Annotated in this window: 19 protein-coding genes; 13 read left to right on the forward strand and 6 right to left on the reverse strand. The window is 59.2% G+C overall.

Going from position 1 to position 25,188, the window contains the following annotated elements; translation table 11 throughout:
• Positions 1-278 precede the first annotated feature (278 nt).
• The 6 genes from J2Y39_RS00515 to J2Y39_RS00540 form a co-directional block, all read right to left on the reverse strand.
• The gene (locus J2Y39_RS00515) at positions 279-695 is read right to left on the reverse strand and encodes a hypothetical protein (RefSeq protein WP_177342703.1); all 417 of its coding nucleotides are present in this window, start codon (positions 693-695) and stop codon (positions 279-281) included.
• A gap of 346 nt (positions 696-1,041) precedes the next feature.
• Positions 1,042-1,473 carry a HEAT repeat domain-containing protein gene (locus tag J2Y39_RS00520; protein WP_252887377.1) on the reverse strand — a complete coding sequence of 144 codons (432 nt, stop codon included), beginning with the start codon at positions 1,471-1,473 and terminating at the stop codon, positions 1,042-1,044.
• Positions 1,470-6,245 (reverse strand): RHS repeat-associated core domain-containing protein, encoded by a 4,776-nt coding sequence (locus J2Y39_RS00525; RefSeq protein WP_310214388.1) that lies wholly within the window; start codon positions 6,243-6,245, stop codon positions 1,470-1,472. The genes J2Y39_RS00520 and J2Y39_RS00525 overlap by 4 nt, the downstream gene beginning before the upstream one ends.
• Positions 6,245-6,982 (reverse strand): DUF4123 domain-containing protein, encoded by a 738-nt coding sequence (locus J2Y39_RS00530; RefSeq protein WP_310214390.1) that lies wholly within the window; start codon positions 6,980-6,982, stop codon positions 6,245-6,247. The genes J2Y39_RS00525 and J2Y39_RS00530 overlap by 1 nt, the downstream gene beginning before the upstream one ends.
• Positions 6,972-9,014: a type VI secretion system tip protein TssI/VgrG gene (gene tssI, locus J2Y39_RS00535; RefSeq protein ID WP_310214393.1), complete on the reverse strand. Its 2,043-nt coding sequence runs from the start codon at positions 9,012-9,014 to the stop codon at positions 6,972-6,974. Before tssI ends, J2Y39_RS00530 begins: the two co-directional genes overlap by 11 nt.
• Before the next feature lie 134 nt (positions 9,015-9,148).
• A complete protein-coding gene (locus J2Y39_RS00540; RefSeq protein WP_007949952.1) occupies positions 9,149-9,664 on the reverse strand; it encodes an Hcp family type VI secretion system effector in 516 nt (171 codons plus the stop codon).
• Between the two features lie 438 nt (positions 9,665-10,102).
• Here J2Y39_RS00540 and J2Y39_RS00545 point away from each other — a divergent pair, with 438 nt between their 5' ends.
• The 13 genes from J2Y39_RS00545 (at position 10,103) to J2Y39_RS00605 (ending at position 25,121) form a co-directional block, all read left to right on the forward strand.
• The gene (locus J2Y39_RS00545) at positions 10,103-11,725 is read left to right on the forward strand and encodes a methyl-accepting chemotaxis protein (RefSeq protein ID WP_056783144.1); all 1,623 of its coding nucleotides are present in this window, start codon (positions 10,103-10,105) and stop codon (positions 11,723-11,725) included.
• Entirely contained in the window at positions 11,725-12,261 is a 537-nt protein-coding gene (locus J2Y39_RS00550; RefSeq protein ID WP_206420998.1) for a chemotaxis protein CheW, read from the forward strand. Before J2Y39_RS00545 ends, J2Y39_RS00550 begins: the two co-directional genes overlap by 1 nt.
• Positions 12,258-13,529 carry a CheR family methyltransferase gene (locus tag J2Y39_RS00555; protein ID WP_310214397.1) on the forward strand — a complete coding sequence of 424 codons (1,272 nt, stop codon included), beginning with the start codon at positions 12,258-12,260 and terminating at the stop codon, positions 13,527-13,529. Before J2Y39_RS00550 ends, J2Y39_RS00555 begins: the two co-directional genes overlap by 4 nt.
• On the forward strand, positions 13,526-14,209 hold the full coding sequence (locus tag J2Y39_RS00560; RefSeq protein WP_122699373.1) for a chemotaxis protein CheW: 684 nt from the start codon (positions 13,526-13,528) through the stop codon (positions 14,207-14,209). Before J2Y39_RS00555 ends, J2Y39_RS00560 begins: the two co-directional genes overlap by 4 nt.
• Complete coding sequence (locus J2Y39_RS00565; protein WP_310214401.1) at positions 14,206-16,476, forward strand: hybrid sensor histidine kinase/response regulator; 2,271 nt, start codon at positions 14,206-14,208, stop codon at positions 16,474-16,476. The genes J2Y39_RS00560 and J2Y39_RS00565 overlap by 4 nt, the downstream gene beginning before the upstream one ends.
• Positions 16,473-17,483, forward strand: a complete 1,011-nt coding sequence (locus J2Y39_RS00570; RefSeq protein ID WP_071174510.1) for a chemotaxis response regulator protein-glutamate methylesterase — start codon at positions 16,473-16,475, stop codon at positions 17,481-17,483. The genes J2Y39_RS00565 and J2Y39_RS00570 overlap by 4 nt, the downstream gene beginning before the upstream one ends.
• A gap of 48 nt (positions 17,484-17,531) precedes the next feature.
• Positions 17,532-18,533, forward strand: a complete 1,002-nt coding sequence (locus J2Y39_RS00575) for a PleD family two-component system response regulator (RefSeq protein ID WP_024011741.1) — start codon at positions 17,532-17,534, stop codon at positions 18,531-18,533.
• A 235-nt stretch (positions 18,534-18,768) separates the two neighbouring features.
• Positions 18,769-19,864, forward strand: a protein-coding gene (prfB, locus tag J2Y39_RS00580) for a peptide chain release factor 2 (protein WP_099758102.1) whose coding sequence is annotated in 2 segments (ribosomal slippage) — positions 18,769-18,840 and positions 18,842-19,864 — 1,095 coding nt in all. Because the reading frame shifts where the segments join, the coding sequence is not laid out codon by codon here.
• A 79-nt stretch (positions 19,865-19,943) separates the two neighbouring features.
• On the forward strand, positions 19,944-21,446 hold the full coding sequence (gene lysS / locus J2Y39_RS00585) for a lysine--tRNA ligase (protein WP_095180463.1): 1,503 nt from the start codon (positions 19,944-19,946) through the stop codon (positions 21,444-21,446).
• 105 nt (positions 21,447-21,551) lie between these two features.
• The gene (locus J2Y39_RS00590; protein ID WP_252885431.1) at positions 21,552-22,265 is read left to right on the forward strand and encodes a TetR/AcrR family transcriptional regulator; all 714 of its coding nucleotides are present in this window, start codon (positions 21,552-21,554) and stop codon (positions 22,263-22,265) included.
• 221 nt (positions 22,266-22,486) lie between these two features.
• Complete coding sequence (locus tag J2Y39_RS00595; RefSeq protein WP_166554750.1) at positions 22,487-23,737, forward strand: flavohemoglobin expression-modulating QEGLA motif protein; 1,251 nt, start codon at positions 22,487-22,489, stop codon at positions 23,735-23,737.
• 152 nt (positions 23,738-23,889) lie between these two features.
• Complete coding sequence (locus J2Y39_RS00600; RefSeq protein ID WP_236168077.1) at positions 23,890-24,795, forward strand: alpha/beta hydrolase; 906 nt, start codon at positions 23,890-23,892, stop codon at positions 24,793-24,795.
• Positions 24,792-25,121, forward strand: coding sequence for a hypothetical protein (locus tag J2Y39_RS00605; RefSeq protein WP_122600872.1), 330 nt, complete (start codon positions 24,792-24,794; stop codon positions 25,119-25,121). Before J2Y39_RS00600 ends, J2Y39_RS00605 begins: the two co-directional genes overlap by 4 nt.
• Positions 25,122-25,188 lie beyond the last annotated feature (67 nt).

A 25,188-nucleotide genomic window follows, 5' to 3' on the forward strand; every position in this document is an offset into this window, starting at 1 on the left:
TGCTAAATAATAGATGCCATCCGATGTCTATTATTTGTTCCAGGCCAGTAGTTGTGCTCGTCGTGATTTTTGCTGTTCACGTCCAGGTTGTCGGTGCATTCGTAGCGGGTAGTACTGCCGAGTTCGCTCTATTCGGGAGTTACGCGATCGTCAGTTGTTGGTATACGCGCGCGTGGTACGCTGAGCAGATTAGATGTGCCAGGTGACTCGCGGCGTTTCATTTGTAAAAAAGCTGCACTGAGAAAGGGCAAGCATCGAAAATCTTGTGTCGACACTTCCTATGTTTTGAAAAATCGATAGCCGGCATCAAAGACGCTTATGGTATGCATGTTGCTGTAATTCACTTCGAATATTCCTTCAATTGGCGGTTGCGTGCGTTTCGCCTGTAAATTTAGAGTTTCTGCCACGTTTCGAAGTTTATGGTATGTTGCTATGTAGACATGATCGGAAGCGGAGAAGTCAAGAGTTATCTTTTGGGGTGAAATAATCGCAAGATTGATTAGGAGTTGAGGTGATGTGAATGATCTACCTCCAATGTCATAGATCTTGTCTTTATTTTCCAGTTTGGGTCTGTAAATTTCATGTAATAAGTAGTCTTTCCCTTGATCTAAGACTCTTGCCAGTTTTTCGTGACCTTTTATTTTTTCAAATGTAACGGCTGCTTTTTTGATTATTAGGAAGCCATCCTCGTCCATGTTTTCTAGAAAGTTTAAGTCTTGGCTTTCTATTGAAGACGTTATTGGCTAATCTAATAGGTTGAGAACAAAATTGAAGATTTCTACTTGGAATTTTTCCTTTATGTTTTCAGTGGGAGGGATATTCATGTAGGATATAATTCCGCCTGCATTGTCGTAATCGATTGCACCAAAATATCTGTAATGTCAATGTAGATATTCATTTTGCTTTTTTGATTGCCGATTGATTATAGGCTGTCTTAATTAATTGTTGGTTCTTTATTGGCGCCTTTTTGGTAAGTGGCGTTGGGCGTTTGTCGGTAATATTTTAAAAGTTCGCTTATACAAGATTTGGTGGGCTTAGCTATTATATTTCTGATGATTCTGCTTTCGCAAGTAAACTATATATTTCTGGTTCTATTTCACTTTTTGGTGTGGTATCTATTATCTGCTTTACATGGTGAGAGTACTTTTTTTCAATCGGTACTTCGGCCCAGTCGAGCTCGTAAATAGAAATAATTTTAACGTCTTTATATCCCGATTTTGAAAGTAGAGTCTTTAAAATTTCTATGGCTTGGGTGGTACGATTTTCTCCAAGTGAAACGGCGCATCTTTGTTGCCAAAATTCCGGCATTTTGAGTATTGCTTTTTTTAGGACTTCCCAGTCCTTATCACTGAAGTCTATGAGTACCGTTTTAGCAACTAGCTCGGTGCTGTATTCAGTCCATGGTGAATCTTCAGATTCACCTATCCATGAGCAGAGCTTTTTATATAGATTTTCTTCATTGCCAGTCGTCATGGTGTTGCTCCCGTAGGGTATGAAGAAGTGATGACATCGTTTTCTTTAATAACCTGCCATTGAACTCCGTCCACGATTTTGGTGTGTTCGGTCACTACCGCGCCTGGATCGTTCCGTAACACTCTGCCTGGCTCTGCTGCTACCTCATCAGTAACTCTCAAGATTTTCGCGTCACTCCAAGATTTCGGCGCAAATGTATGTCTATTTGGAGACTTTGCTGCAGACCAGCCGATGGTTCCATCCTTTCGCTCTAAAATCATTTTAAAATTTTTAACGCTGGTAGTTCCGTCCTTGTTAGTGCTGACAATATCGTACTGATATTTTGGAGAGTTCATAACCTGCGCCGAATGACCGCCTACTGGTTTGTTATGGCCGGGGCTCCGTGTGCCATACAGTATTTTGTTCTGCATTGCCTTGGGGATCGGTCCGGTATATGGCGCTTCGGGGCTGCCGTCATCAACTTTCGATTTTTTTTCTTCTTGGTCAGTTCGGTTACCTGATGAATCTTTATCTCCGGCTCCGGGACATGTATTCAATCCTAGAGGATCCACCCACCCCGTAGGGTTAGGCACGTATTGGTAGCTATTCAAACCACCCGCAAGCTTGATCGGATCAGGCGTCAAGAACCGTCCAGTTCCCGGATTGTAGTAGCGGTGGCGGTTGTAATGTAACCCTGTCTCGACGTCGAAGTACTGACCCTGAAAACGCAGCGGGTTATCGATTTCGCTGATATCCAGCGCTGCGAGATTGCCGTAGGCGCGGTACTTCGCCGACCACATGATTTCGCCGCTGTAGTCGGTCAGTTCTTGAGGGGTGCCGAGGTGGTCGAGTTGGTAATAGAACGGGGCCGCTTTTAGCGGGCCTTCGCCGTCGAGCATTGCCAACGGGCGGAAGGTGCCCGGTTCGTAGATGTAACTGCGGTAGCGGTTCTCGGCGCTTTCAGCGATGAGGCGTTCGCCTTGCCACAGAAACTCGGTGGTGTGACCGTCGACTGACTTTTCAATGCGGCGGCCAAAGGCGTCGTATTTGTAGGTTGCAGTGCTGCCACCCGGCAGGCTGACGCCGATCAGGCGGTGCTGGCAGTCGTAGCGGTATTCGGTGACAAGTTTTTGGCCTGTTCCTCGACTCTCGCGGACTAGGTTGCCATAGGCGTCGTAATCGTAGTGGCGGTCGCCTTGCATGAGCAGGCGATTGCCTTTAACGTTGGCGAGATTCGCAACGGGCAGGTCATTTTGTCCGAGCAGGTTGCCCGCCGGGTCGTGGGCGAAGCTCTCTGGCATGGCGCCGCGCACGCTGATCAGGCGATCCAGCGGGTCGTAGTGATAGCTGCGGTTGCCTTTGCGGCTGTCGTCGATTCCGGCGAGGTTGCCGTTGGCGTCGTAGTTGTAGCGACGCTGGAACAGGTGCTTGTCCCGTTGGCTAACGCTGTGCGCTTGCAGACGTCCCTGTTCATCGTATTGGTATTGGCTAAGCAGCAGACCTTGTTGGCGCTGTTGCTCTCGACCAGCGTTGAACTGATGAGAGGTCAGGCGAGAACCGTTGAGGTCGATGCTGGTGAGTTGCCCGCCAGGCTGGTGGCGGTAATCGAGTTTGCTGCCATCGGGCAAGCGGCAGTGCTTGAGCTGGCCGACGCTATCGTATTCGTAGCGCAGAGTGCCCCAGCCTTGGTGCTCCTCGATGAGTCGGTCTTGCAGGTCGTATTTGTAGGCGAGCGGCCAGTGGCCGTCGTCAACGTTAACGAGGCGGCCAAGCGCGTCGTAGCTGTAGTGAATCTCTTCGCCGTCGGGCAGCGTTTTTACAAGCAACCGGCCTGCGGCATCACGCTGATATTCGGTGACCAGTTCGCTGCCGTCGTCGCCGAACTCGGTTTTCTTCAGCAGTTGGCCGTTGAGGTCGTACTCGTAGCCAGTCCGACGACCATCGAAGCCGGTTTCCTGTTGAATCAGGCCGTTGGCGTAGTAATCAAGGTGATAGTGCTCGCCGCGCTCGTTTTCAATTTCAGTGAGCAACAGACGCGAGTTGTCGTAGCGGTAGCGCAGTTGGCTGCCGTCGGGATTGATTCGGCGGCTGACGAGGTGAAGATTGTCGGCATATTCATAGCGGGTGATACGGCCAAGTTCGTCACGTTCAGCAGTGACATTGCCGTAGGCGTTGTAGCTGAATGCGCGAGTGGCGCCGCCGGGCAGCGTAACTTGGGCAAGGCGATTGGCAGCATCCCATTGGTAATGAGTGATCGCGCCGGACTCTTCCTGGCGAGTGATCTGCCTGCCTAGTGCATCGTAACGGTACTTGCGCTGACCGCCGTCGGGAAGACGTTCTTCAAGCAGTTGACCGAGATTGTTCCAACCGAGTTGATGACGGCTGCCGTCCGGGTGACGGATTTCCAACAGACGACCCTGCGGGTCATAGCTGTAATGGCTGGCATTGCCGTCCGGGTCAATCTGCGCAGTGACATCACCTTGTCGGTTGCGTTGATACTTCCAACTGGCTTTGCCGCGACGAACGTCGCTGACGAAACCATTGATGTACTCGTAAGTGGTGGCTTCGTCTTCCGGCGGGATGACCGCGGTCATCAATCCGTTATCGTCATAGCGATATTCGGTAACGGCGCCCAGCGGATCCTTTTCGGCGATCAATTGGCCTTTGTCGTTGTAGGCCTTGAGATGCTCGGCACCATCCGGATCGATCTTGCTGATCAATCGGGCCTGATCGTCGTGGGTATAGACCTCTTCGCTGCCATCGGCGTTGGTTACGGTGACGCTGCCTTTGTCATCCCAGACGTACTGCGCTTCCATCTGCGAAAAGTTGGCCCAGTGACGAGTGCAGCGAGACAGTTTGCCTTCGTTTTCCCATTCCCAATAGAACGCTGCGCCGCCTGCCAATTGCCGCTCGAGAATGACGTGCTGCTCGTTGTAGCGATAACGCTCGGCTTCGCCCGCCGCGTTTTTCGCCTCGATCAGGCGATGTTGCGCGTCGTAGCTATAGGTGACCAACGTCTGCACGGTATTCCAGACGTCTTCCAGATTATCGGCGGGCAGAAACTGCTGATAATCGACGGCGATGATGTGCTTGCGGTCGTAGCGCAGAAGCAGGGCGCGGCCGGCACCGTTGTCGAGACGTTTGATGCGCCCATGGATGTCGCGAGTAACGTGCAAGCGGTTGCCATAGCTATCGCTGATGGCGATCAGGGTCGCGCCTTTGCTGTCGAAGCGGAAGTGATAGAACGATGGTCGCTTGCCAGCCTGCGCGAGAATCAGCTCGGATGGATCGTCACCTAGAAAAATGGCCGCGTGCGATAGGCTGTTGGTGATGGCGGGACGCTGCTCGCTCGGAAGTGGGAAAACGGTGGAGCGGTTTTCCTGATCGGTCCAGATGACTTCATCGCCATTGATCTCGATGCGGTGGGCGAGCGCGTGGCTCCAGCCATAGCCGAGACCGCAGTCGATTTCCACAGCGCTGGTGCGATAGAGACGGGTCCATTCGAATGGCAGCAGGCCGTCGAGTTGGCCGTCAGTTAACGTCAATAACTCTTCGCCAGTGACCATCGAAACAGGGCACCCGTTAGTGCAAGTCTTTGCAGCAGGTTCTGCGCTCTTTTCGGCGGGATTCGTCGCCTGGTTCGATACGTCATCAGCGACTTTACCGTCAGCAAGTCTGGCGTTTTTCTTGCCATCAAAACGCAACTCGGAAATCCCGTTTCTGACCTTTGCCGTTACCCCTCGGGCCGCCACAGCGGTGTACTTGGCGACATACTCCATAAAACCGTTGATGATCTTGAACACCGACTTCACGAAGCCGATCACAGCCTTGATGACAAGCTCTCCGTACTTCTTCAGTCGGGCCGCAAGGTAGATTATGCCGGTACCTTCGGCCGCGATGGTCAATATCACGCCGATCACGATGTCGATCGCAATGCCTACGACAATGGCCGTGGTCATCTTCGCTACGTCGCCCGCCATCTTCATCGGCGGCAAGCCCGCGAGCCAGATCACCGCACTGCGCACCAGCAAAAACAAAGCCGCCTCGTCGCTGGCCAGCAACATGGCCTTTTTCATGATGTCCGGCGAGCTCTTGGCGACTCTGATCAGCTCGTCTGCGCCAGCGCCGAGATCCTTCGCAAACTTTCCTGGGTCCTGAAGGATGTCGAGCACGAGACTGATGCCGTCCCATACGCCCTTGATCGCTTCCCAGCCACCTTCAAGAATGCCGTTGCCGATGGCCATGGCTGTGCCGGAGGTCGAAAGATTCGACCATTGCGGTTTGAAGCCGGCCCATTCCTTGCGCAGGAAACCTTCAAGGTCCGCAGTCACGCCGCTGTAAGAACTGAAGAGGGCGTCGATCTGGGCCGGGGTCACTTCGTTATGGACGCGAATCGTGTAGAACTTGCCGGGCACACCGCCGGTCCATGCGGCTTTGCCTTGGGCGTCGAGTTTGACCTTGCTGACAGCACCACCGTCCACGGCCACGATTTCGACTTCGATATCGCCGACGGGAATGTCGTAAACCGATTCGAATTTGCTCTCGATCAGCAACGGACCCTTGAGCGGACATTGAGCCACGTTCGAGGTGAAGTTACCGTCGGTCATGCTCACCGTTTTACTGGTGTTGCCCGCCTTGATGACACGCTCCATGCCCAATAAGGACGGCATGTCCGCGGCACGGCTACCCTTGTCGAGAGCCTGTGCGTACCAAGTTTTTGTTTGTTCTTGATACAGCTTCAGACTGTCCTTGAAGGTGTTCAGTTGGTTGTCAACAAAGGCAACGCGATCCATCAGCCTTGCTCCAGAATCAGGTGGTTTATCAATGCTTCTTTAAGATTTTGCGGCGCATCCGGGCGGCGCACGAAGCGGGTGATTTTCAGCTTCAGATTGTTCTCGGGCCATGCGGTGTAGAGGTCCGGGCGGTCTTCTTCCAGCCATTGCATCAGGTTGCTGACCAGCGTCGCCGGATTGTCCTTGCTCAACCCTTCCAACAACCCCTTCGGCACCTCCCACCACGGCCAGTCCTTGACCTTCGGCACCACCCGAGTGCCCACTTCCAGCGCCTGCCCATTGATCAGATACCGCTCAAACACCGGCAGCACTTCTCCAGCCTTCTCCCCAAGCCCCCGCAGAATCGGATAGATATGCCGCCCATCCCAAAACCGGAAAAACACCTCGGTGCCATCCGGCATTTTCACCTGCGTCAGGCTGCGCAGATGTTCGAACACTTCGTTTGGCTCTGAGCGCGATACGGCCAGCCAGCCCCAGTCGAGGGCGTCGGTTTCGGCGATCCATGGCAGGAAGGCGGAGTTGGCTTTGAGTTCGGTGAGGTAGGGCATCACCGGTTGCCAGGTGGAGTAGGGCGTGCCGCCCCAGATCGGGATGAGCTGGGCGGTGGGTTCGGTGAGGTACAGGGTTTTCAGGGCGTCTGCGTCGCTGGCGGCGCTGATGATCAGGTACAGGCGCTCGCCGCTTTGCAGCGGCTGTTGCGCCAGCCAGTCCTTGGGGGAAATTCGTTCAGATGGCACAGGCACCTGCCTTGCATTTTTCGCATTCTTCACAGAACGGCGCGTTGCGTTTGAGGGTGTTGATCTGCGCCGGGGTCAGGACTTGGCCAGCCTTGTCTGCATCCGCCTGTTTCAACACGCCGGGCATCAATGGCGCGGCGCCCGTACCAACGCCGGGGCTGCCACCGGAATTCATGTTGATCACTGGCCCGCTCATGGTCACGCCGCCGGCGTCGATCTTGATGAAGCTGCCACCGCCGACCAGGGTCAGCTCTGCACCAGCTTCCATCACCACTTTCATGCCGCTGCTCAGGTGGATTTCCTGGCCGGCGTCGATGAACTGGCCGGTGCCGATCTTGATGTGCTGGTTGACGCCGACGGTGAGGTGGTCGTTGGCGCGGGTTTCGACTTTGCGGTCGGCGTAGACGGTGTGGTGTTCTTCGGCCTTGAATTCGCTGTAGCTGTTTTGCTCGACGGTGTCGTGGCGTTCGTTGCCGACGCGGATTTTCTGGTCGTGCTCGATGTTTTCGTCCCAGTCGCGCTGGGCGTGCAGGTAGATTTGTTCCTGGCCTTTTTTGTCTTCGATGCGCAGTTCGTTGTAGCCGCCACCGCCCATGGAACTCAGGGTCTTGAAGGTGCTGCGGGTCTTGTTTGCCGGCAGTGGATAGGGGACGGTGTTTTCCTTGTGGTACAGGCAGCCGCTGATCAGCGGTTGATCGGGGTCGCCTTCAAGGAACGTGACCAGCACTTCCATGCCAATGCGCGGGATGGCGATGCCGCCGTACTGGGCGCCTGCCCAGGCGGAGGAGACGCGCAGCCAGCAACTGGTCTTGTCGTCGGCCTGGCCTTCGCGGTCCCAGTGAAACTGGACTTTGACGCGGCCGTATTCGTCGCAGTGGATTTCTTCTCCTTTCGGGCCGGTAACTACGGCGCTCTGGCTGCCGAGGATGCGTGGTTTCGGGTGGCGCAGCGGCGGGCGGTTGGGTACGTCCCATGGCGTGGCCTGGAAGCGGTTGCGGTAGCCCTGGTGGAAATCGTCTTTGAGTGCGGTGGTGTCGCTGGTCACCGACTCCTCAAGCACTTGCGGCTGCTTGCCTTCGTGCAGGACTTCGGTGAGCAGCCAGAGGTCGTTCCACTTGGCTTTCGGGTGTTCGTTCAGGGCGAGGAAATGGCCGCTGACCAGCAGTGGCTGATCACTCTTGCCTTCGGCCAATTGGAAGTCGCTGCGATGACGTTCGAGGGCGCGTTTGGCCAAATGCTTGCCGCGCTCGCGGTCGATGAAGCGGCCCGGGTAATCGTAGTCTTCGAGGTCGGGCAGGGCGTCGCCACGGTTTTCGCTTTCCAGGGTCAGGCGCGGTTTTTCGAAGTCGTAGTCGCGACGGGTGGTGCGGCTGGTGCGGGTTTCCAGGCGCAGGTCGAAGCGCTTGATAACCGGGTTGCTGGCGACCATGCCGGAGTCTTGCTGATAGGGCACAGGGGCCAGTTTCGGGAACACCGTCTGGTCATCGCCGAAAACGAGCTTGTGCGCGTTGGCGCTGTGCTGGAAGTGGAAGTGAATGCCTTCTTCCTCGCACAGGCGCTGGATGAAGTGCAGATCCGACTCGTCGTATTGCACGCAGTAGATGCGTTCAGGATAGATCGAACCGGTCTTGAATTCGTAGGCGTTGCTCTGGATGCCGTGCTCTTCCAGCACCATGCCGATGATTTTCGGCACGCTGAGGTTCTGGAAGATGCGCTGGTTGATGCGGTGCGCGAGATACGCCAGTTGCGGGCGCAGCGTCACCGAATAACGGGTCAGGCGTTTGCCCGAGTCACCTTGCGCGGCGCGGTAGATCTGGCCATGGATGCCGCTGCCGTCGGGCGACAGCTGCAGGAAGGCCGGTTTGTGCAGCAGGGTTTCGAGGTCCAGCGACGGCTGCTCACTGACCAGCTCCACCTCAAAGACAAAAGGCTGGCTGATGGCTTCCCGGCCGGTGAGGGTAAACACCTGAAAGTCGGCGGAAAGCCCTTCGATGGTCAGGGCAAAGTGGGTTTCATTGGCCGGCGCGAACATCCCTTGTTCCTCGTGCTGTACAGCGGCGCTCGTCGACGGCCGCAAAAAAGCGGCTCAACGTACGCGAAATTCTGGAGGGGCGTAAACAACATCGACCAGCAGAGCTGGCCGATGCGTGTAACGGTCAGCCGTAATTAAACGACTGGAGCACGCCAGTCATCGGAACCCGAAGTACCGGATACTTCGTGGGTCCAGGTGATTTTGCGGTAGGTGAACTGCACTTCTTCCAGGTGGGTGAAGTGCGCGTTGCCTGGATCCTGGCAGTTGTGCATTTTGTTGTTGATGGCGACGATGATCGCGTCTTCCAGTTTGGTGGTGTAGTAGTGCTCTTGGGTGCCTTGAGCCGAAGTGCGGTACCACTGGATAACGATTTCGCTCATGCGCTCGCCGGAAGTCAGTGCTGCTTGCAGCAGTGGCGAAGCCTTGTCGTAGACCTTGGTGATCACAACTGGCTTGTGTACGCGCTGACCGGTTGGCTGACCGGATTGCGGGTCACGCGGGATGATCACGTCGTGGGTGAAAGCCTGAACCATAACCTGGTCTTCGTGGCCTTCCTGGTAGGTGTTGCCAACGGAGTCGGCGGTGAAAGCGCCGGCAGTGATCAGGCCTTGTTTTTCGCCGGTAACCGACATGTACGCTGGTGTTGCCATGGGGTGCTCTCCTTGCGGATAAAGTTAGGGTGCCCGGAGGCGAAATCGCCCGGTGGGTGACGCAGTGTTATCAAGGAGCGTGCCAGGTTCTGCGCGGTGCCCGGATGGCGGGGGCGCCACGGTAGTTGGTGATCATTCGGGGCGATTTTCAGCGGGAAAGTCGGGAGAAAGTGCGCAAGAAGTTGCGCAGTACTGCGCAACTTCTTGCGCACTTGGCTGCAGGGCTTGCACTGCTTGGGCTGCAGAGGATTTAGGTCGTGAAATATTACGGGCTACTGCGCAACTTCTTGCGCAGTTGGGGATTTGCCGGGACCGCGATGTTGCCTTCGCGAGCAGTCTCCCTCCCACAAGGACAGTACTGCCAGCGAAAGCGTCTTATAAATGAAACACCGCCCTCGGCTATACTCCCCGCATTTCGATCAGGCACGAGGATTCACTGTGAAGAACTGGACGTTGCGCCAACGCATTTTGGCGAGCTTTGCGGTGATTATCGCCATCATGCTGTTGATGGTGGTGCTGTCCTACTCGCGGTTGTTGAAAATCGAGGCCAGTGAAAACAGCGTGCGCGACGATGCCATCCCCGGCGTCTATTACAGCTCGATGATTCGTGGTGCATGGGTCGACAGTTATTTGCAGACGCAAGAGCTGCTCGGCCTCAAGGAAGGCCAGGGCGTTTCCAGCGAAGACGCAGCGGACTACAAGGCATTTGAGGCGCGTCTGCAAGAGCAGATGGCCAACTATCGCAAGACCATGGCCACGGATGAAGACCGTTCCGAATTCGCCCTGTTCGAGAAGTACCACGATACCTACATGCAGATTCAGGATGCCGTGCTGGACCTGCACAAGCGCAATCTGGAAGCCGATGCCATCAAGCTGTTCAACGAGAAACTGACCCCGGCGTGGTACACCGGGCGGATGAAGCTCAACGACATCATTGGCGAGAACAAAGTCGTCGCTGATACCGCCATGGCCAATATCGACGACGCGGTGGCAACGGCCAAAGTCAGCATGGTCATTTCCCTGCTGGTTGCGGTGCTGGCCGCCGGCCTCTGCGGTCTGCTGTTGATGCGCGCGATCATGGCGCCGATGAATCGCATCGTGACCATCCTCGACATCATGCGCACCGGCGATCTGAGTTCGCGCCTGAACCTTGATCGCAAGGACGAGTTCGGCGCGGTCGAAACCGGCTTCAACGACATGATGACCGAGCTGACGTCGCTGGTATCCCAGGCCCAGCGCTCTTCGGTGCAGGTGACCACTTCGGTGACCGAGATCGCCGCCACTTCCAAGCAGCAACAAGCCACCGCCACCGAAACCGCAGCGACTACCACCGAAATCGGCGCAACCTCCCGTGAGATCGCCGCGACCTCGCGGGATCTGGTGCGCACCATGACCGAAGTGTCCACCGCTGCCGATCAGGCCTCGGTGCTCGCCGGCTCCGGCCAGCAAGGCCTGGCGCGCATGGAAGACACCATGCACTCGGTCATGGGCGCGGCGGATCTGGTCAACGCCAAACTGGCGATCCTCAACGAGAAGGCCGGCAACATCAATCAGGTGGTGGTGACCATCGTCAAAGTGGCTGACCAAACCAACCTGCTGTCGCTCAACGCAGCGATCGAAGCCGAGAAGGCCGGCGAGTACGGTCGCGGGTTTGCCGTAGTCGCCACCGAAGTCCGGCGTCTGGCCGATCAGACCGCCGTGGCCACCTACGACATCGAACAGATGGTTCGCGAGATCCAGTCGGCGGTGTCGGCCGGGGTGATGGGCATGGACAAGTTTTCCGAAGAAGTGCGCCGCGGCATGTCGGAAGTGCAGCAGGTCGGCGAGCAGCTGTCGCAGATCATCCATCAGGTGCAGGCACTGGCGCCGCGCGTGCTGATGGTCAACGAAGGCATGCAGGCCCAGGCCACTGGCGCCGAGCAGATCAACCATGCGCTGGTGCAGTTGGGCGATGCCAGCAGCCAGACCGTCGAATCGCTGCGTCAGGCCAGTTTCGCCATCGACGAACTGAGCCAGGTGGCCGTCGGCCTGCGCAGCGGCGTTTCGCGATTCAAAGTCTGATGAGCGAAATCATCGCCAAGCGTGGCGCCGCGCCAGTGGCGAAGCAGGCGCTGTTTCTGCTGTTTCGCATCGGCAGCGAACGCTACGCCCTGCGTGCCACCGAAGTGGCCGAAGTGCTGCCGCGCCTGCCGTTGAAGCCGGTTGCCCGGGCGCCGCATTGGGTGGCCGGGGTGTTCGCCTATCGCGGGGCGGTGGTGCCGGTGATCGATCTCAGCGCGCTGACTTTCGGCCGACCCGCCGAGGCGCGCACCAGCACGCGGCTGGTGCTGGTCAATTATCAGCCGGATCAAGCGCAAGCAGCGCAATGGCTCGGGCTGATTCTTGAGCAGGCCACCGACACGCTGCGCTGTCATCCGCAAGATTTCCAGCCCTACGGCCTCGATAACCGCGAGGCGCCGTACCTCGGCCCGGTGCGCGAAGATGCGCAGGGATTGCTGCAATGGGTGCGGGTCAATGACTTGCTCGATGACGCCGTGCGCAGCTTGCTGTTCCCCGATCCGCCGCGTGATCCGGCGCAGCTTGAGGCGCAGCCATGAGCAGTGAGCAGCGCTTTTTCGATTTCCTCAAGGAACGCATCGGCCTCGATGTCGCGTCGGTGGGCGCGGCGATCATCGAGCGTGCCGTGCGCCAGCGCACCACGTTGTCCCAAGCCGCCCACGCCGACGAATACTGGCAGCTGTTGCAAGGCTCGCGGGATGAACAGCAGGCGCTGATCGAAGCGGTGATCGTTCCGGAAACATGGTTTTTCCGTTACCCGGAATCCTTCGCCACCTTGGGCAAACTGGCCCGTCAGCGTCTCGCCGAGCTGAACAACATGCGCGCGTTGCGCGTCCTCAGCCTGCCGTGCTCGACCGGCGAAGAACCCTATTCGATCGCCATGGCCCTGCTTGATGCCGGGCTCAAGCCGCATCAGTTCAAGGTCGACGGCATGGACATCAGCCCGTTGTCGGTGGACAAGGCGCGCCGTGCTGTTTACGGCAAGAATTCGTTTCGCGGGCAGGATCTGCAATTTCGCGATCGGCATTTCATGCCTGAGCAGGACGGCCACCGGGTCAACGAATACGTTCGCGAACAGGTGCGCTGGCAGGTCGGCAATGTCCTCGATCCGACGCTGTTGGCGAGCGAGCCAGCCTTCGATTTCGTGTTCTGCCGCAACCTGCTGATCTACTTCGACCAGTCGACGCAAAAGCAGGTGTTCGAAGTGCTCAAACGCCTGACTCATGTCGACGGCGTGCTGTTTATCGGCCCGGCGGAGGGCAGTCTGCTCGGGCGCTTGGGCATGCGCTCGATCGGCATTCCGCAGTCGTTCGCTTTCAGCCGTCATAACGAGCCGCACCCCGAACCGCTGCCGACGCCCAAACCGGTCGCCGTGCCGGTCAGCCAGCCATTGCGCAGCGCGCCGCCAGCGCCAGTGCGCAATCGGCCGTTCGCTGCCGTGACGGCTTTGCCGGTGACGAAAAAAACTGCCAACCCCGACGCCGCGACGCTGCTGGCGCAAATCGCTGCACTGGCCAACGAAGGCAAAAGCGCCGAGGCCCGTGCCGCGTGCGAAGACTATCTGCGCAGCCATGAGCCGGTGGCGCAGGTGTTCTACTGGCTCGGGCTGCTCAGCGATGTCGCCGGCCTGAGCCTCGAGGCCCAGGGTTTTTATCGCAAGGCCTTGTACCTCGAACCGCAACATCCCGAAGCGCTGATGCACCTGGCCGCGTTGCTACAGGCTCAGGGCGACACGGCGGGTGCCCGACGATTGCAGGAGCGCGCCGCCCGCAGCGGGCGCACCGCCGACAGTGAGCGTAAACGATGAGCGCGTCCGACACCTTGAACGTTACCCACGAAGACGCCCGCGCCATCGACGATTGCTGGAACCGCATCGGCATTCATGGCGACAAGTCCTGCCCGTTGCTGGAAGAGCACATTCATTGCCGCAACTGCTCGGTGTATTCCGCCGCCGCCACGCGCCTGCTCGACCGCTATTCGTTGCAGCAGGACCAGCGCGAAGCGGTGGTCAGCAAAGTCGAAATCGACGTCAAGACCCGCTCGCTGCTGATGTTTCGCCTCGGCGAGGAATGGCTCGGACTGGCCACGCGCACGCTTGTCGAAGTCGCGCCGTTGCAGGCGATACATTCGCTGCCGCACCAGCGCTCGCGGGCCTTGCTCGGCGTGGCCAATGTCCGTGGCGCGCTGGTCGCGTGCCTGTCGCTGGTGGAACTGCTCGACCTCGGCGCCAGCGTCGCGCCGGCGGGCGGCGGGCGAGTCATGCCGCGCATGCTGATCATCGCCGCCCATGGCGGGCCGGTAGTGGTGCCGGTGGATGAAGTTGACGGTATTCATGCCATCGACGAACGCATCCTCGATGCCGCATCGCAGTCCGGTGCGCAAGCCAGTGCCAAATACACCCGTGGCGTTCTGCAATATCGCGGTCGCAGCCTGCGCTGGCTGGATGAAGAACAGCTGTTGTCCGCCGTGACCCGGAGCCTGACATGACCCCCGAGCAAATGCGCGACGCCTCTCTGCTCGAGCTGTTCAGCCTCGAAGCCGAAGCCCAGACCCATGTGCTCAGCGCCGGGCTGCTGGCGCTGGAGCGCAATCCGACCCAGGCCGATCAACTGGAGTCGTGCATGCGCGCGGCGCACTCGCTCAAAGGTGCGGCGCGGATCGTTGGTATCGACAGCGGCGTCAGCGTCGCCCACGTCATGGAAGATTGCCTGGTCAGCGCCCAGGAAGGCCGTTTGTTGCTGCGTCCCGAGCACATCGACGCGTTGTTGCAGGGCACCGACCTGCTGATGCGCATCGCCACGCCGGCCAATGCGCCGCAACCTGCTGACATTGAAGCCTACGTGACGCTGATGGGACGTTTGCTCGATCCGTCGGCGCCAGCCGCTGTGGTTGCCACGCCGCCGATGGCCGAGTTGTCGATCGAGCCAGCGCCAACAGCGACAGCGCCGATCATGGACGAGCCCGCCGAGCCGACTCCGCGCAAAAACAAACGCACCACCGAGGGCGGCGAGCGCGTCTTGCGCGTTACCGCCGAGCGCCTGAACAGCCTGCTCGATCTGTCGAGCAAATCGCTGGTGGAAACCCAGCGTCTCAAGCCGCACCTGGCGACCATGCAGCGCCTCAAACGCATGCAGAACAACGGCCTGCGCGCACTGGAAAATCTCAATGTGCACCTGAAGGAGCATGCGCTGAGCCTGGAAGCGCTCGAGTCGCTGGAAGATGCGCGACGTTTGCTCGCCGAGTCGCAGCAACTGCTCAGCGAGAAAAACGCCGAACTCGACGAATTCGCCTGGCAGGCCAGTCAGCGCGCGCAAGTGCTCTATGACACCGCGCTGGCCTGTCGCATGCGCCCGTTCGCCGACGTGTTGAGCGGGCAGGCGCGCATGGTTCGCGACCTCGGTCGCAGCCTCGGCAAGCAGGTGCGCCTGGAGATCGAAGGCGAGAAAACCCAGGTCGATCGCGATGTGCTGGAAAAGCTCGAAGCGCCGCTGACTCATTTGCTGCGCAACGCCGTCGATCACGGCATCGAATCCCCGGAACAACGCCTGCTCAAGGGCAAGCCGGAAGAGGGCCTTATTCGCCTGCGCGCTTCCCATCAGGCCGGTTTGCTGGTGCTGGAATTGAGCGATGACGGCGGTGGCGTCGATCTGGAGAAAGTCCGCCGCAGCATCGTCGAACGGCAGTTATCCCCAGCCGAAACCGCAGCGCAATTGAGCGAAGAAGAACTGCTGACCTTCCTGTTTCTGCCGGGATTCAGCCTGCGCGACAAGGTTACCGAAGTGTCCGGGCGTGGCGTCGGCCTGGACGCTGTTCAGCATATGGTCCGCCAATTGCGCGGGGCCGTGGTGCTGGAGCAGACGGCGGGCGAGGGCAGCCGTTTCCATCTGGAGGTGCCGTTGACGCTTTCGGTGGTGCGCAGTCTGGTGGTGGAAGTCGGTGAAGAGGCTTACGCGTTCCCGCTGGCGCACATCGAACGCATGTGCGATCTGGCGCCGGAAGACATTGTGCAGGTCGAGGGGCGTCAGCATTTCTGGCACGAAGGCCAGCATGTCGGGCTGGTCGCGGCCAGCCAGTTGCTCAATCGCCCGGCCAGTCAGAACGATGGCGCTACCCTGAAAGTCGTGGTGATACGCGAGCGCGAGGCGATTTACGGGGTGGCGGTCGAGCGTTTCGTGGGTGAGCGCACGCTGGTGGTGTTGCCGCTGGACGAGCGTCTGGGCAAGGTTCAGGACATCTCCGCCGGGGCCTTGCTCGATGATGGTTCGGTGGTGCTGATCGTCGATGTCGAAGACATGCTGCGTTCGGTGGACAAGCTGCTCAATACCGGGCGCCTGGAGCGCATTGCCCGCCACGGCAATCAAACTGCCGAAGCGGCGCGCAAACGGGTGCTGGTGGTCGACGATTCGCTGACCGTGCGCGAGCTGCAACGCAAACTGCTGCTCAATCGTGGCTACGACGTCGCGGTGGCGGTGGACGGCATGGACGGCTGGAATGCGCTGCGTTCGGAGAACTTCGATCTGCTGATCACCGACATCGACATGCCGCGCATGGACGGCATCGAGCTGGTCACGCTGCTGCGCCGCGACAACCGTCTGCAATCGCTGCCGGTGATGGTCGTGTCGTACAAGGATCGCGAAGAAGACCGCCGCCGTGGACTGGATGCCGGCGCCGACTATTATCTAGCCAAAGCCAGTTTTCATGACGACGCCCTGCTCGATGCAGTGGTCGAGCTCATCGGAGGAGCGCGGACATGAGGATCGCAATCGTCAACGACATGCCCCTGGCGGTGGAGGCTCTGCGCCGAGCGTTGGCCTTCGAGCCGGCGCATCAGGTGATCTGGGTCGCCAGCAACGGTGCCGAGGCGGTGCAACGCTGCGCCGAGTGCACACCAGACCTGATTCTGATGGACCTGATCATGCCGATCATGGACGGCGTCGAAGCCACGCGGCGGATCATGGCCGAGACGCCGTGCGCGATTGTCATCGTCACCGTGGATCGTCAACAGAACGTGCACCGCGTGTTCGAGGCCATGGGCCACGGCGCGCTGGACGTGGTCGACACGCCGGCGATCGGCGCCGGCAATGCCCAGGAAGCGGCGGCGCCGTTGTTGCGCAAGATCCTCAACATCGGCTGGCTGATCGGCGACAAGGCGCCACGTGCGCGCCCGGCGCCGAGTACGCCGCGCAGTTCGCCGTCACGTCAGCGGCTGGTGGCGATCGGTTCGTCTGCCGGTGGGCCGGCGGCGCTGGAAGTGTTGCTCAAAGGCCTGCCGAGAGATTTTTCCGCCGCGATCGTGCTGGTGCAGCATGTCGATCAGGTGTTCGCCGCCGGCATGGCCGAATGGCTGGCCAGCGCCAGCGGCCTCGATGTGCGTCTGGCCCGTGAAGGCGAGCCGCCGCAAAGTGGCGCGGTGCTGCTGGCCGGGACCAATCACCATATTCGCCTGTTGAAAAACGGCACGCTGGCCTACACCGCCGAACCGGTCAACGAGATCTATCGCCCCTCGATCGACGTGTTTTTCGAGAGCGTCGCCAGTTACTGGAACGGTGACGCGGTCGGGGTTTTATTGACCGGGATGGGGCGCGATGGCGCGCAAGGGCTTAAGCTCATGCGCCAGCAGGGTTATTTGACCATCGCCCAGGATCAGCACAGCAGTGCGGTGTACGGCATGCCCAAGGCTGCCGCGGCGATCGATGCCGCGGTGGAAATCCGCCCGCTGGAAAAGATAGCGCCACGATTGCTGGAGATTTTCCCCAAATGAACAGGTTGATCGGCAATCCAGGCCCCCGCAGTACTCAGGTGACCGCTCATGAATGATTTACAGATCGACGACATTAAAACCGACGAGAACGCCGCCATGGTGTTGTTGGTGGATGATCAGGCGATGATCGGCGAAGCGGTGCGCCGTGGGCTGTCGAATCAGGAAAACATCGACTTCCACTTCTGCTCCGACCCGCAGCAGGCCATCGCCCAGGCGGTGCGGATCAAGCCGACGGTGATCCTCCAGGACCTGGTGATGCCCGGCCTCGATGGCCTGAGCCTGGTGCGCGAATACCGCAATCATCCGGCGACCAAGGACATCCCGATCATCGTCCTCTCGACCAAGGAAGACCCGCTGATCAAGAGCGCGGCGTTTTCCGCTGGCGCCAACGATTATCTGGTGAAGCTGCCGGACACCATCGAACTGGTCGCGCGGATCCGCTACCACTCGCGGTCCTACATGACATTGCTGCAGCGCGACGCCGCTTACCGAGCGTTGCGGGTCAGCCAGCAGCAGTTGCTCGACACCAACCTGGTGCTGCAAAGGCTGATGAACTCCGACGGCCTGACGGGGCTGTCCAATCGCCGCCACTTCGACGAGTACCTGGAACTGGAGTGGCGCCGTTCGCTGCGCGATCAGACGCAGCTGTCATTGCTGATGATCGACGTCGATTACTTCAAGTCGTACAACGACAGTTTTGGCCACGTTGAAGGCGATGAAGCGTTGCGCAAGGTCGCCGCAGCCATCCGTGACGCCAGCTCGCGGCCATCGGACCTGCCGGCGCGTTATGGCGGCGAGGAGTTTGTGCTGGTCCTGCCGAACACTTCGCCGGGCGGCGCGCGGCTGTTGGCCGAGAAACTGCGTCAGACCGTGGCGGCGTTGAAAATTCCGCATAACACACCGGCCGAGGGCTCCAGTCTGACCATCAGCATCGGTCTGGCGACCATGGTGCCCCAAGCGGGCAGTGATTGCCGGCTGCTGATTTCGGCGGCGGATCGCGGCTTGTATCTGGCCAAGAACAATGGGCGCAATCAGGTCGGGATTGAATAACTTTCCTGACAATGCAGTCCCCCTGTGGGAGCGAGCCTGCTCGCGAAAGCGGTTGTGCAGTCGACATTGCCGGCGGCTGGCAGGTCGCCTTCGCGAGCAGGCTCGCTCCCACAGGAGATCGCGTCAGGTCAGAGTCAAGTGAATCACCTCCACACCCGCCAGACGGGCTGCCGCGACAGCCTGTTTACGTTATACTCGCCGGCTTTCAAAAGTTCGCCAACGAGTGCTGCCCGTCATGGAAATCAACCCGATCCTGAACACCATCAAGGACCTGTCCGAGCGCTCCGAAACTATTCGGGGGTATCTTTGACTACGATCAAAAGCATGAGCGTCTGACCGAGGTCAATCGCGAGCTTGAAGATCCGAGTGTCTGGAACAAACCTGAATACGCCCAGGAGCTGGGCCGCGAGCGTGCCGCGCTGGCGCAGATCGTCGACACTCTCGACGAGCTGAACGGCGGTCTGGCCGATTGCCGCGACCTGCTGGACATGGCCGTCGAAGAGAACGACGAAGGCGCAGTGGGCGATGTCGTCGCCGAGCTGGCCCGTCTCGAGGAAAATCTGGCCAAGCTGGAATTCCGCCGCATGTTCAGCCATGAAATGGACCCGAACAACGCCTACCTGGACATCCAGGCCGGTTCCGGCGGTACCGAAGCGCAGGACTGGGCCAACATCCTGCTGCGCATGTACCTGCGCTGGGCTGACAAACGCGGTTTCGACGCAACCATCATGGAACTGTCCGCCGGTGAAGTCGCCGGGATCAAGGGCGCGACCGTGCACATCAAGGGCGAATACGCCTTTGGCTGGCTGCGTACCGAGATCGGCGTGCACCGTCTGGTGCGCAAGAGCCCGTTCGACTCCGGCAACCGTCGCCATACCTCGTTCTCCGCTGTTTTCGTCTCGCCAGAGATCGATGACAAGGTGGAAATCGAAATCAACCCGGCAGACCTGCGGATCGACACCTATCGTTCCTCCGGTGCCGGTGGTCAGCACGTAAACACCACCGACTCGGCCGTACGTATCACCCACGTACCGACCAACACCGTGGTCAGCTGCCAGAACGAACGTTCCCAGCACGCCAACAAGGACACCGCCATGAAAATGCTGCGGGCCAAGTTGTACGAGCAGGAAATGCAGAAGCGCAATGCGGCCTCGCAGGCGCTGGAAGACACCAAGTCCGATATCGGCTGGGGTCACCAGATCCGCTCTTACGTGCTCGATGCCTCGCGGATCAAGGATCTGCGTACCAACATCGAACGCAGCGATTGCGACAAGGTGCTCGACGGCGACATCGACGAATACCTGGAAGCGAGCCTGAAATCCGGCCTGTAACACCCTCTGTGGGAGCGGGCTCGCCCGCGATCCCCAGCCGAAGGCTGGGGGCAACGAACCTGATGGAATACTTAAAGACATGAGCGACCTACAACTCGACCCGCAAGCCCTGCAACAGGAAGAAAACTCCCTGATCGCCCTGCGCAAGGAAAAGCTTGCTGCCGAGCGCGCCAAGGGCAATGCCTTCCCGAACGACTTCCGCCGCGAAAACTACTGCGATGCCTTGCAGAAACAGTACGCGGACAAGACCAAGGAAGAGCTGGCAGAGGCTGCAATCCCGGTCAAGGTTGCCGGTCGCATCATGCTCAACCGTGGCTCGTTCATGGTGATCCAGGACATGACCGGGCGCATTCAGGTCTACGTCAACCGCAAGACGCTGTCCGAAGAAACCCTGGCCGCGGTGAAAACCTGGGACATGGGCGACATCATTGCCGCCGAAGGCACCCTGGCGCGTTCCGGCAAGGGCGACCTGTACGTGGAAATGACCCACGTGCGCCTGCTGACCAAGTCGCTGCGTCCGCTGCCGGACAAGCACCACGGCCTGACCGACACCGAACAGCGCTACCGTCAGCGTTACGTCGACCTGATCGTCAACGAAGACGTGCGCCAGACCTTCCGCGTGCGTTCGCAAGTGATCGCACACATCCGCAGCTTCCTGATGAAGCGCGACTTCCTCGAAGTCGAAACACCGATGCTGCAGACCATTCCCGGCGGCGCTGCGGCCAAGCCGTTCGAAACTCACCACAACGCGCTGGACATGGAAATGTTCCTGCGTATCGCGCCAGAGCTGTATCTGAAGCGTCTGGTGGTCGGTGGTTTCGAGAAAGTCTTCGAGATCAACCGTAACTTCCGTAACGAAGGCGTTTCGACTCGTCACAACCCTGAATTCACCATGTTGGAGTTCTATCAGGCGTACGCCGATTACGAAGACAACATGGACCTCACCGAGGAATTGTTCCGCGAGCTGGCGCAGCTGGTGCTGGGCAGCACCGACGTGCCGTACGGCGACAAGGTGTTCCACTTCGGCGAGCCGTTCGTGCGTCTGTCGGTGTTCGACTCGATCCTCAAGTACAACCCTGAGCTGACCGCCGATGATCTGAACGACATCGACAAGGCTCGCGCCATCGCCAAGAAGGCCGGCGCCAAGGTGCTGGGCTTCGAAGGTCTGGGCAAACTGCAGGTGATGATTTTCGAAGAGCTGGTCGAGCACAAGCTGGAGCAGCCGCACTTCATCACTCAGTACCCGTTCGAAGTGTCGCCGCTGGCCCGTCGTAACGACGAAAACCCGAACGTCACCGACCGCTTCGAGCTGTTCATCGGTGGTCGTGAAATCGCCAATGCCTACTCCGAGCTGAACGACGCCGAAGACCAGGCCGAGCGCTTCATGGCGCAGGTGGCCGACAAGGACGCTGGTGACGACGAAGCCATGCACTACGACGCCGACTTTGTCCGTGCGCTGGAGTACGGCATGCCGCCAACCGCCGGTGAAGGTATCGGCATCGATCGCCTGGTGATGTTGCTGACCAACTCGCCGTCGATCCGCGATGTGATCCTGTTCCCGCACATGCGACCGCAAGCGTAAACGTTTCAGTTGAAAAGCCGCCTAAAACAGGCGGCTTTTTATTGCCTGTCTGGTACAAATGTATCAATTGGTTAATTTGCAAATAGCAGAGGAAGTGCTGTCGTGATGGGTGCAATAGCTCAAGAAGGTGCAGCGGGTATCGCCACTGCGGTCGCTGAAAGTGTTCAGTACCAGGGCCGCAAGGCCAGCCGACAGGGCAGTGAGCAGCGTCGCCAGGACATTCTCGACGCCGCGATGCGCATTGTCGTGCGCGACGGCGTGCGTGCCGTGCGCCATCGTGCGGTCGCGGCAGAGGCCGGCGTGCCGCTGTCGGCGACCACGTATTACTTCAAGGACATCGATGACCTGCTCACCGATACCTTCGCCCAATACGTTGAACGCAGCGCGGCATACATGGCCAAGTTGTGGATCAATAACGAAGGTCTGCTGCGCGAAATGGTGGTCAGCGCCGACGGCAGCCCGGAGTCGCGCTCGCAATTGGCCGATGACATCGCGCGGTTGATGGCCGATTACGTGCACCGGCAACTGATCAACCGCCGCGAGCATCTGATGGCCGAACAGGCGTTCCGCCAGGAAGCGCTGCTCAACCCGCGTCTGGCCATTCTGGTGCGCTCGCACCAGCAGATTCTGTTGCAGGGCACCTGCCAGTTGTTCCAGGTACTGGGCTCGCGTGAACCGCAGCAGGATGCCAAGGTGTTGACGGCGATTATCGGCCGGATGGAATATCAGGGCCTGCTCAATGACGCCGAGCCATTGGCCGAAGAGAACATGCTCGGGATTCTGACGCGGTATATGCATCTGGTGCTGGCGTCGGTCTAGCATTTCACGCTACACCCTGCGGGAGCGAGCCGTTGATGATCGTTCCCTCACTCCGCGTGGGAATGCATCCTGTGACGCTCTGCGTCACGCAGCAAAAAGGGACGCGGAGCGTCCCGGGCGACATTCCCACGCAGAGCGTGGGAACGATCAAGAGTCTGAGTTTCAGCACGTCACGTTTTCTACAGGAGTTTCGGGTGGACGATTACCAGCAGACGATACGCATGTTGTCCGATCGCATTGTGCTGGCGCAGACGCCGATCCGCGTGCTCGATGCGGTCAAGTGGGACGACAACGTGCGCAAGGGCTTCCTCAAGGCCAAAGGCAAGGAAATGCCGGCGGTGGATCGCGACTACTACCTCAACCGCCCGCTGTCGTTCGATTCGAGCCAGGTCAAACTGGAATTTCAGAACATCGAGCGCGACATCACCCGCCAGCTCGGCCAGTTCAACCCGGTCGGGCAGATCATGCGGCGCATGTGCAAGGAATACCGCATGGTGGTGCGCATGCTCGAAGCGCGCGGCACCGAGGACTTCGGACTGATCTCGCAAGAACTGTACGGCGCGGCGTCCGATGCCTTCCACGCCGGTGACCCGACATTGGCCGACCTCGGCCTGATGATGTCCGACTACCTGAATAACATCGACGGGCGCGGCGATCTGAAGGACGAGCCGAAAATCCTCACCGCCAAAGACGCGGTGCACCTGCTGCAAACCCGACTGAACAAGGTATTCGGTGAGGCCGAAGAAACCATTCGCGTGTTCGAGTCCGACGGCATCGTCGCCGACGCTGCGGCGGGCGCCGACTACATCAAGATCCGCACGGATGCGCTGTTCAACGACCGCGACGTGCGCGCACTGGAAGTCCACGAAGGTCTGGTGCACGTCGGCACTACGCTCAATGGCTTGAACCAGCCTATCTGCACTTTCCTGTCCAAAGGCCCGCCCTCGTCAACGGTCACCCAGGAAGGGCTGGCGATCCTGATGGAAATCATCACCTTCGCTTCTTACCCGAGTCGCCTGCGCAAACTGACCAACCGCACCCGTGCGATTCATATGGTCGAGGAGGGCGCCGACTTTTTGCAGATTTACGAATTCTTCCGCGAGCAGGGTTTCGAGATGGCCGAAAGCTACGGCAATGCCAGCCGGGTGTTCCGTGGCTCGACGCCCACCGGTCTGCCATTCACCAAAGACTTGTCCTATCTCAAGGGCTTCATCATGGTTTACAACTACATTCAGTTGGCCGTGCGCAAGGGCAAGCTCGAGCAGATTCCGCTGTTGTTCTGTGGCAAGACCACACTGGAAGACATGCGTACCTTGCGGCAACTGGTGGATGAAGGGCTGGTGGTGCCGCCGAAATATCTACCGGATCAGTTCCGTGACTTGAATGCGTTGTCGGCGTGGATGTGTTTCTCCAACTTCCTCAACCATTTGAGTCTGGACCGAATCGAAGCGGATTACTCCAATATCCTCTAGACCCACCACCGAACCCCTTGTGGGAGGGAGCCTGCTCGCGAATGCGATTTCACCTTCAACATTGATGTCGGCTGATACACCGCTTTCGCGAGCAGGCTCGCTCCCACAGGTTTGATTTGTGTTCAGTTCTCTTCTTTGCGAGGTTTCACCGGATGAGAATCCTCGGCATCCTTTGCCTGCTCTTGACCCTCGGCGGTTGCAGTTCGCTGCTGTTCTACCCTGAACCGGGCCAGATATTTACTCCGGACAAAGCCAAACTCGAATACCGCACTGTCACTCTGATCACCGCTGATGGCTTGAAGCTCAACGCCTGGTGGCTGCCGGCCAAACCTGGCGTCGAGGTCAAAGGCACGGTCCTGCATCTGCACGGAAACGGCGGCAATCTGCCGATGCATCTGGGCGGCAGCTGGTGGTTGCCGAAGAACGGCTATCAGGTGCTGCTGGTCGACTATCGCGGCTACGGTTTGTCCGAAGGCAAGCCGAGCCTGCCGGCGATCTATCAGGACATCGACGCCGCGTTCGCCTGGCTCGACAAAGCGCCCGAGGTCAAAGGCAAACCGCTGGTGCTGCTCGGGCAGAGCCTCGGCGGCGCGATGTCGGTGCATTGGCTGGCGCAGCACCCGGAACGGCAAAAACAACTCAAGGCCCTGGTGCTGGATGGCGTGCCGGCCAGTTATCGCAGTGTCGGCCAATTCGCCCTCAGCACTTCGTGGCTGACCTGGCCGTTGCAGGTGCCGCTGTCGTGGCTGGTGCCGGATGGCGACAGCGCGATCAACTCGATGGCGCAGCTGACCGGCGTGCCCAAGCTGATCTTCCACAGCATCGACGATCCGCTGGTGCCGATGGCCAACGGCATTCGTCTGTATCAGTCCGCGCCGCCGCCGCGCGTGTTGCAGCTGACCCGTGGCGGTCACGTGCAAACGTTCGGCGACCCGGTGTGGCGTCAGGTCATGCTGCGCTATCTCGACGATCCCGAACACTTCGACGGCCTGCGCCGCCTCGGCGAAATCCCCAACTATCCGCCGCCCCCGAATTCCGAAGATGAGACCCCGCAATGAGTGAAGAACGTAATGCCATCCCGCTGATCATCACCGGTATCTGCAGCATCCTCGGCACCGTCGGGGCGCTGTGGTACTACGGCTACCTGCACTTTGCCAAGCCGGAGGATGCGTTGCTGCTAAACGAATTCACCATGCTCAAGACCGTGCCGGGCGAGGACTACAAAGTCTCGCTGACACCTGCGCCGCAAGTGGCGCAGTGCATTGATGGCGTGCTGGTGCTGTTCGATACCGAACAGAAAGGCCTGACCGGGGTGTTGATCAACGCGCAGAAAAAAGCCGTGCGGTGTATGGGCGAAGAGACCCCGCAGAAGCTGGAGGAGTGATTCTGCAGGTTCAGCCCTCACCCTAACCCTCTCCCTGAGGGAGAGGGGACTGACCGAGGTGTTTGTT

It is taken from the genome of Pseudomonas sp. 2957, from assembly GCF_031456345.1.
GTDB lineage: Bacteria > Pseudomonadota > Gammaproteobacteria > Pseudomonadales > Pseudomonadaceae > Aquipseudomonas > Aquipseudomonas siliginis.

What these genes read in the sequence shown, in the direction of transcription:
- J2Y39_RS00515 (WP_177342703.1), bottom strand. Translation starts at nt 695, where the DNA reads ATGGACGAGGATGGCTTCCTAATAATCAAAAAAGCAGCCGTTACATTT.
- J2Y39_RS00520 (WP_252887377.1), bottom strand. Translation starts at nt 1,473, where the DNA reads ATGACGACTGGCAATGAAGAAAATCTATATAAAAAGCTCTGCTCATGG.
- J2Y39_RS00525 (WP_310214388.1), bottom strand. Translation starts at nt 6,245, where the DNA reads ATGGATCGCGTTGCCTTTGTTGACAACCAACTGAACACCTTCAAGGAC.
- tssI (WP_310214393.1), bottom strand. Translation starts at nt 9,014, where the DNA reads ATGTTCGCGCCGGCCAATGAAACCCACTTTGCCCTGACCATCGAAGGG.
- J2Y39_RS00540 (WP_007949952.1), bottom strand. Translation starts at nt 9,664, where the DNA reads ATGGCAACACCAGCGTACATGTCGGTTACCGGCGAAAAACAAGGCCTG.
- J2Y39_RS00550 (WP_206420998.1), top strand. Translation starts at nt 11,725, where the DNA reads ATGAGCGAAATCATCGCCAAGCGTGGCGCCGCGCCAGTGGCGAAGCAG.
- J2Y39_RS00555 (WP_310214397.1), top strand. Translation starts at nt 12,258, where the DNA reads ATGAGCAGTGAGCAGCGCTTTTTCGATTTCCTCAAGGAACGCATCGGC.
- J2Y39_RS00560 (WP_122699373.1), top strand. Translation starts at nt 13,526, where the DNA reads ATGAGCGCGTCCGACACCTTGAACGTTACCCACGAAGACGCCCGCGCC.
- J2Y39_RS00565 (WP_310214401.1), top strand. Translation starts at nt 14,206, where the DNA reads ATGACCCCCGAGCAAATGCGCGACGCCTCTCTGCTCGAGCTGTTCAGC.
- J2Y39_RS00570 (WP_071174510.1), top strand. Translation starts at nt 16,473, where the DNA reads ATGAGGATCGCAATCGTCAACGACATGCCCCTGGCGGTGGAGGCTCTG.
- J2Y39_RS00575 (WP_024011741.1), top strand. Translation starts at nt 17,532, where the DNA reads ATGAATGATTTACAGATCGACGACATTAAAACCGACGAGAACGCCGCC.
- lysS (WP_095180463.1), top strand. Translation starts at nt 19,944, where the DNA reads ATGAGCGACCTACAACTCGACCCGCAAGCCCTGCAACAGGAAGAAAAC.
- J2Y39_RS00590 (WP_252885431.1), top strand. Translation starts at nt 21,552, where the DNA reads ATGGGTGCAATAGCTCAAGAAGGTGCAGCGGGTATCGCCACTGCGGTC.
- J2Y39_RS00595 (WP_166554750.1), top strand. Translation starts at nt 22,487, where the DNA reads ATGTTGTCCGATCGCATTGTGCTGGCGCAGACGCCGATCCGCGTGCTC.
- J2Y39_RS00600 (WP_236168077.1), top strand. Translation starts at nt 23,890, where the DNA reads ATGAGAATCCTCGGCATCCTTTGCCTGCTCTTGACCCTCGGCGGTTGC.
- J2Y39_RS00605 (WP_122600872.1), top strand. Translation starts at nt 24,792, where the DNA reads ATGAGTGAAGAACGTAATGCCATCCCGCTGATCATCACCGGTATCTGC.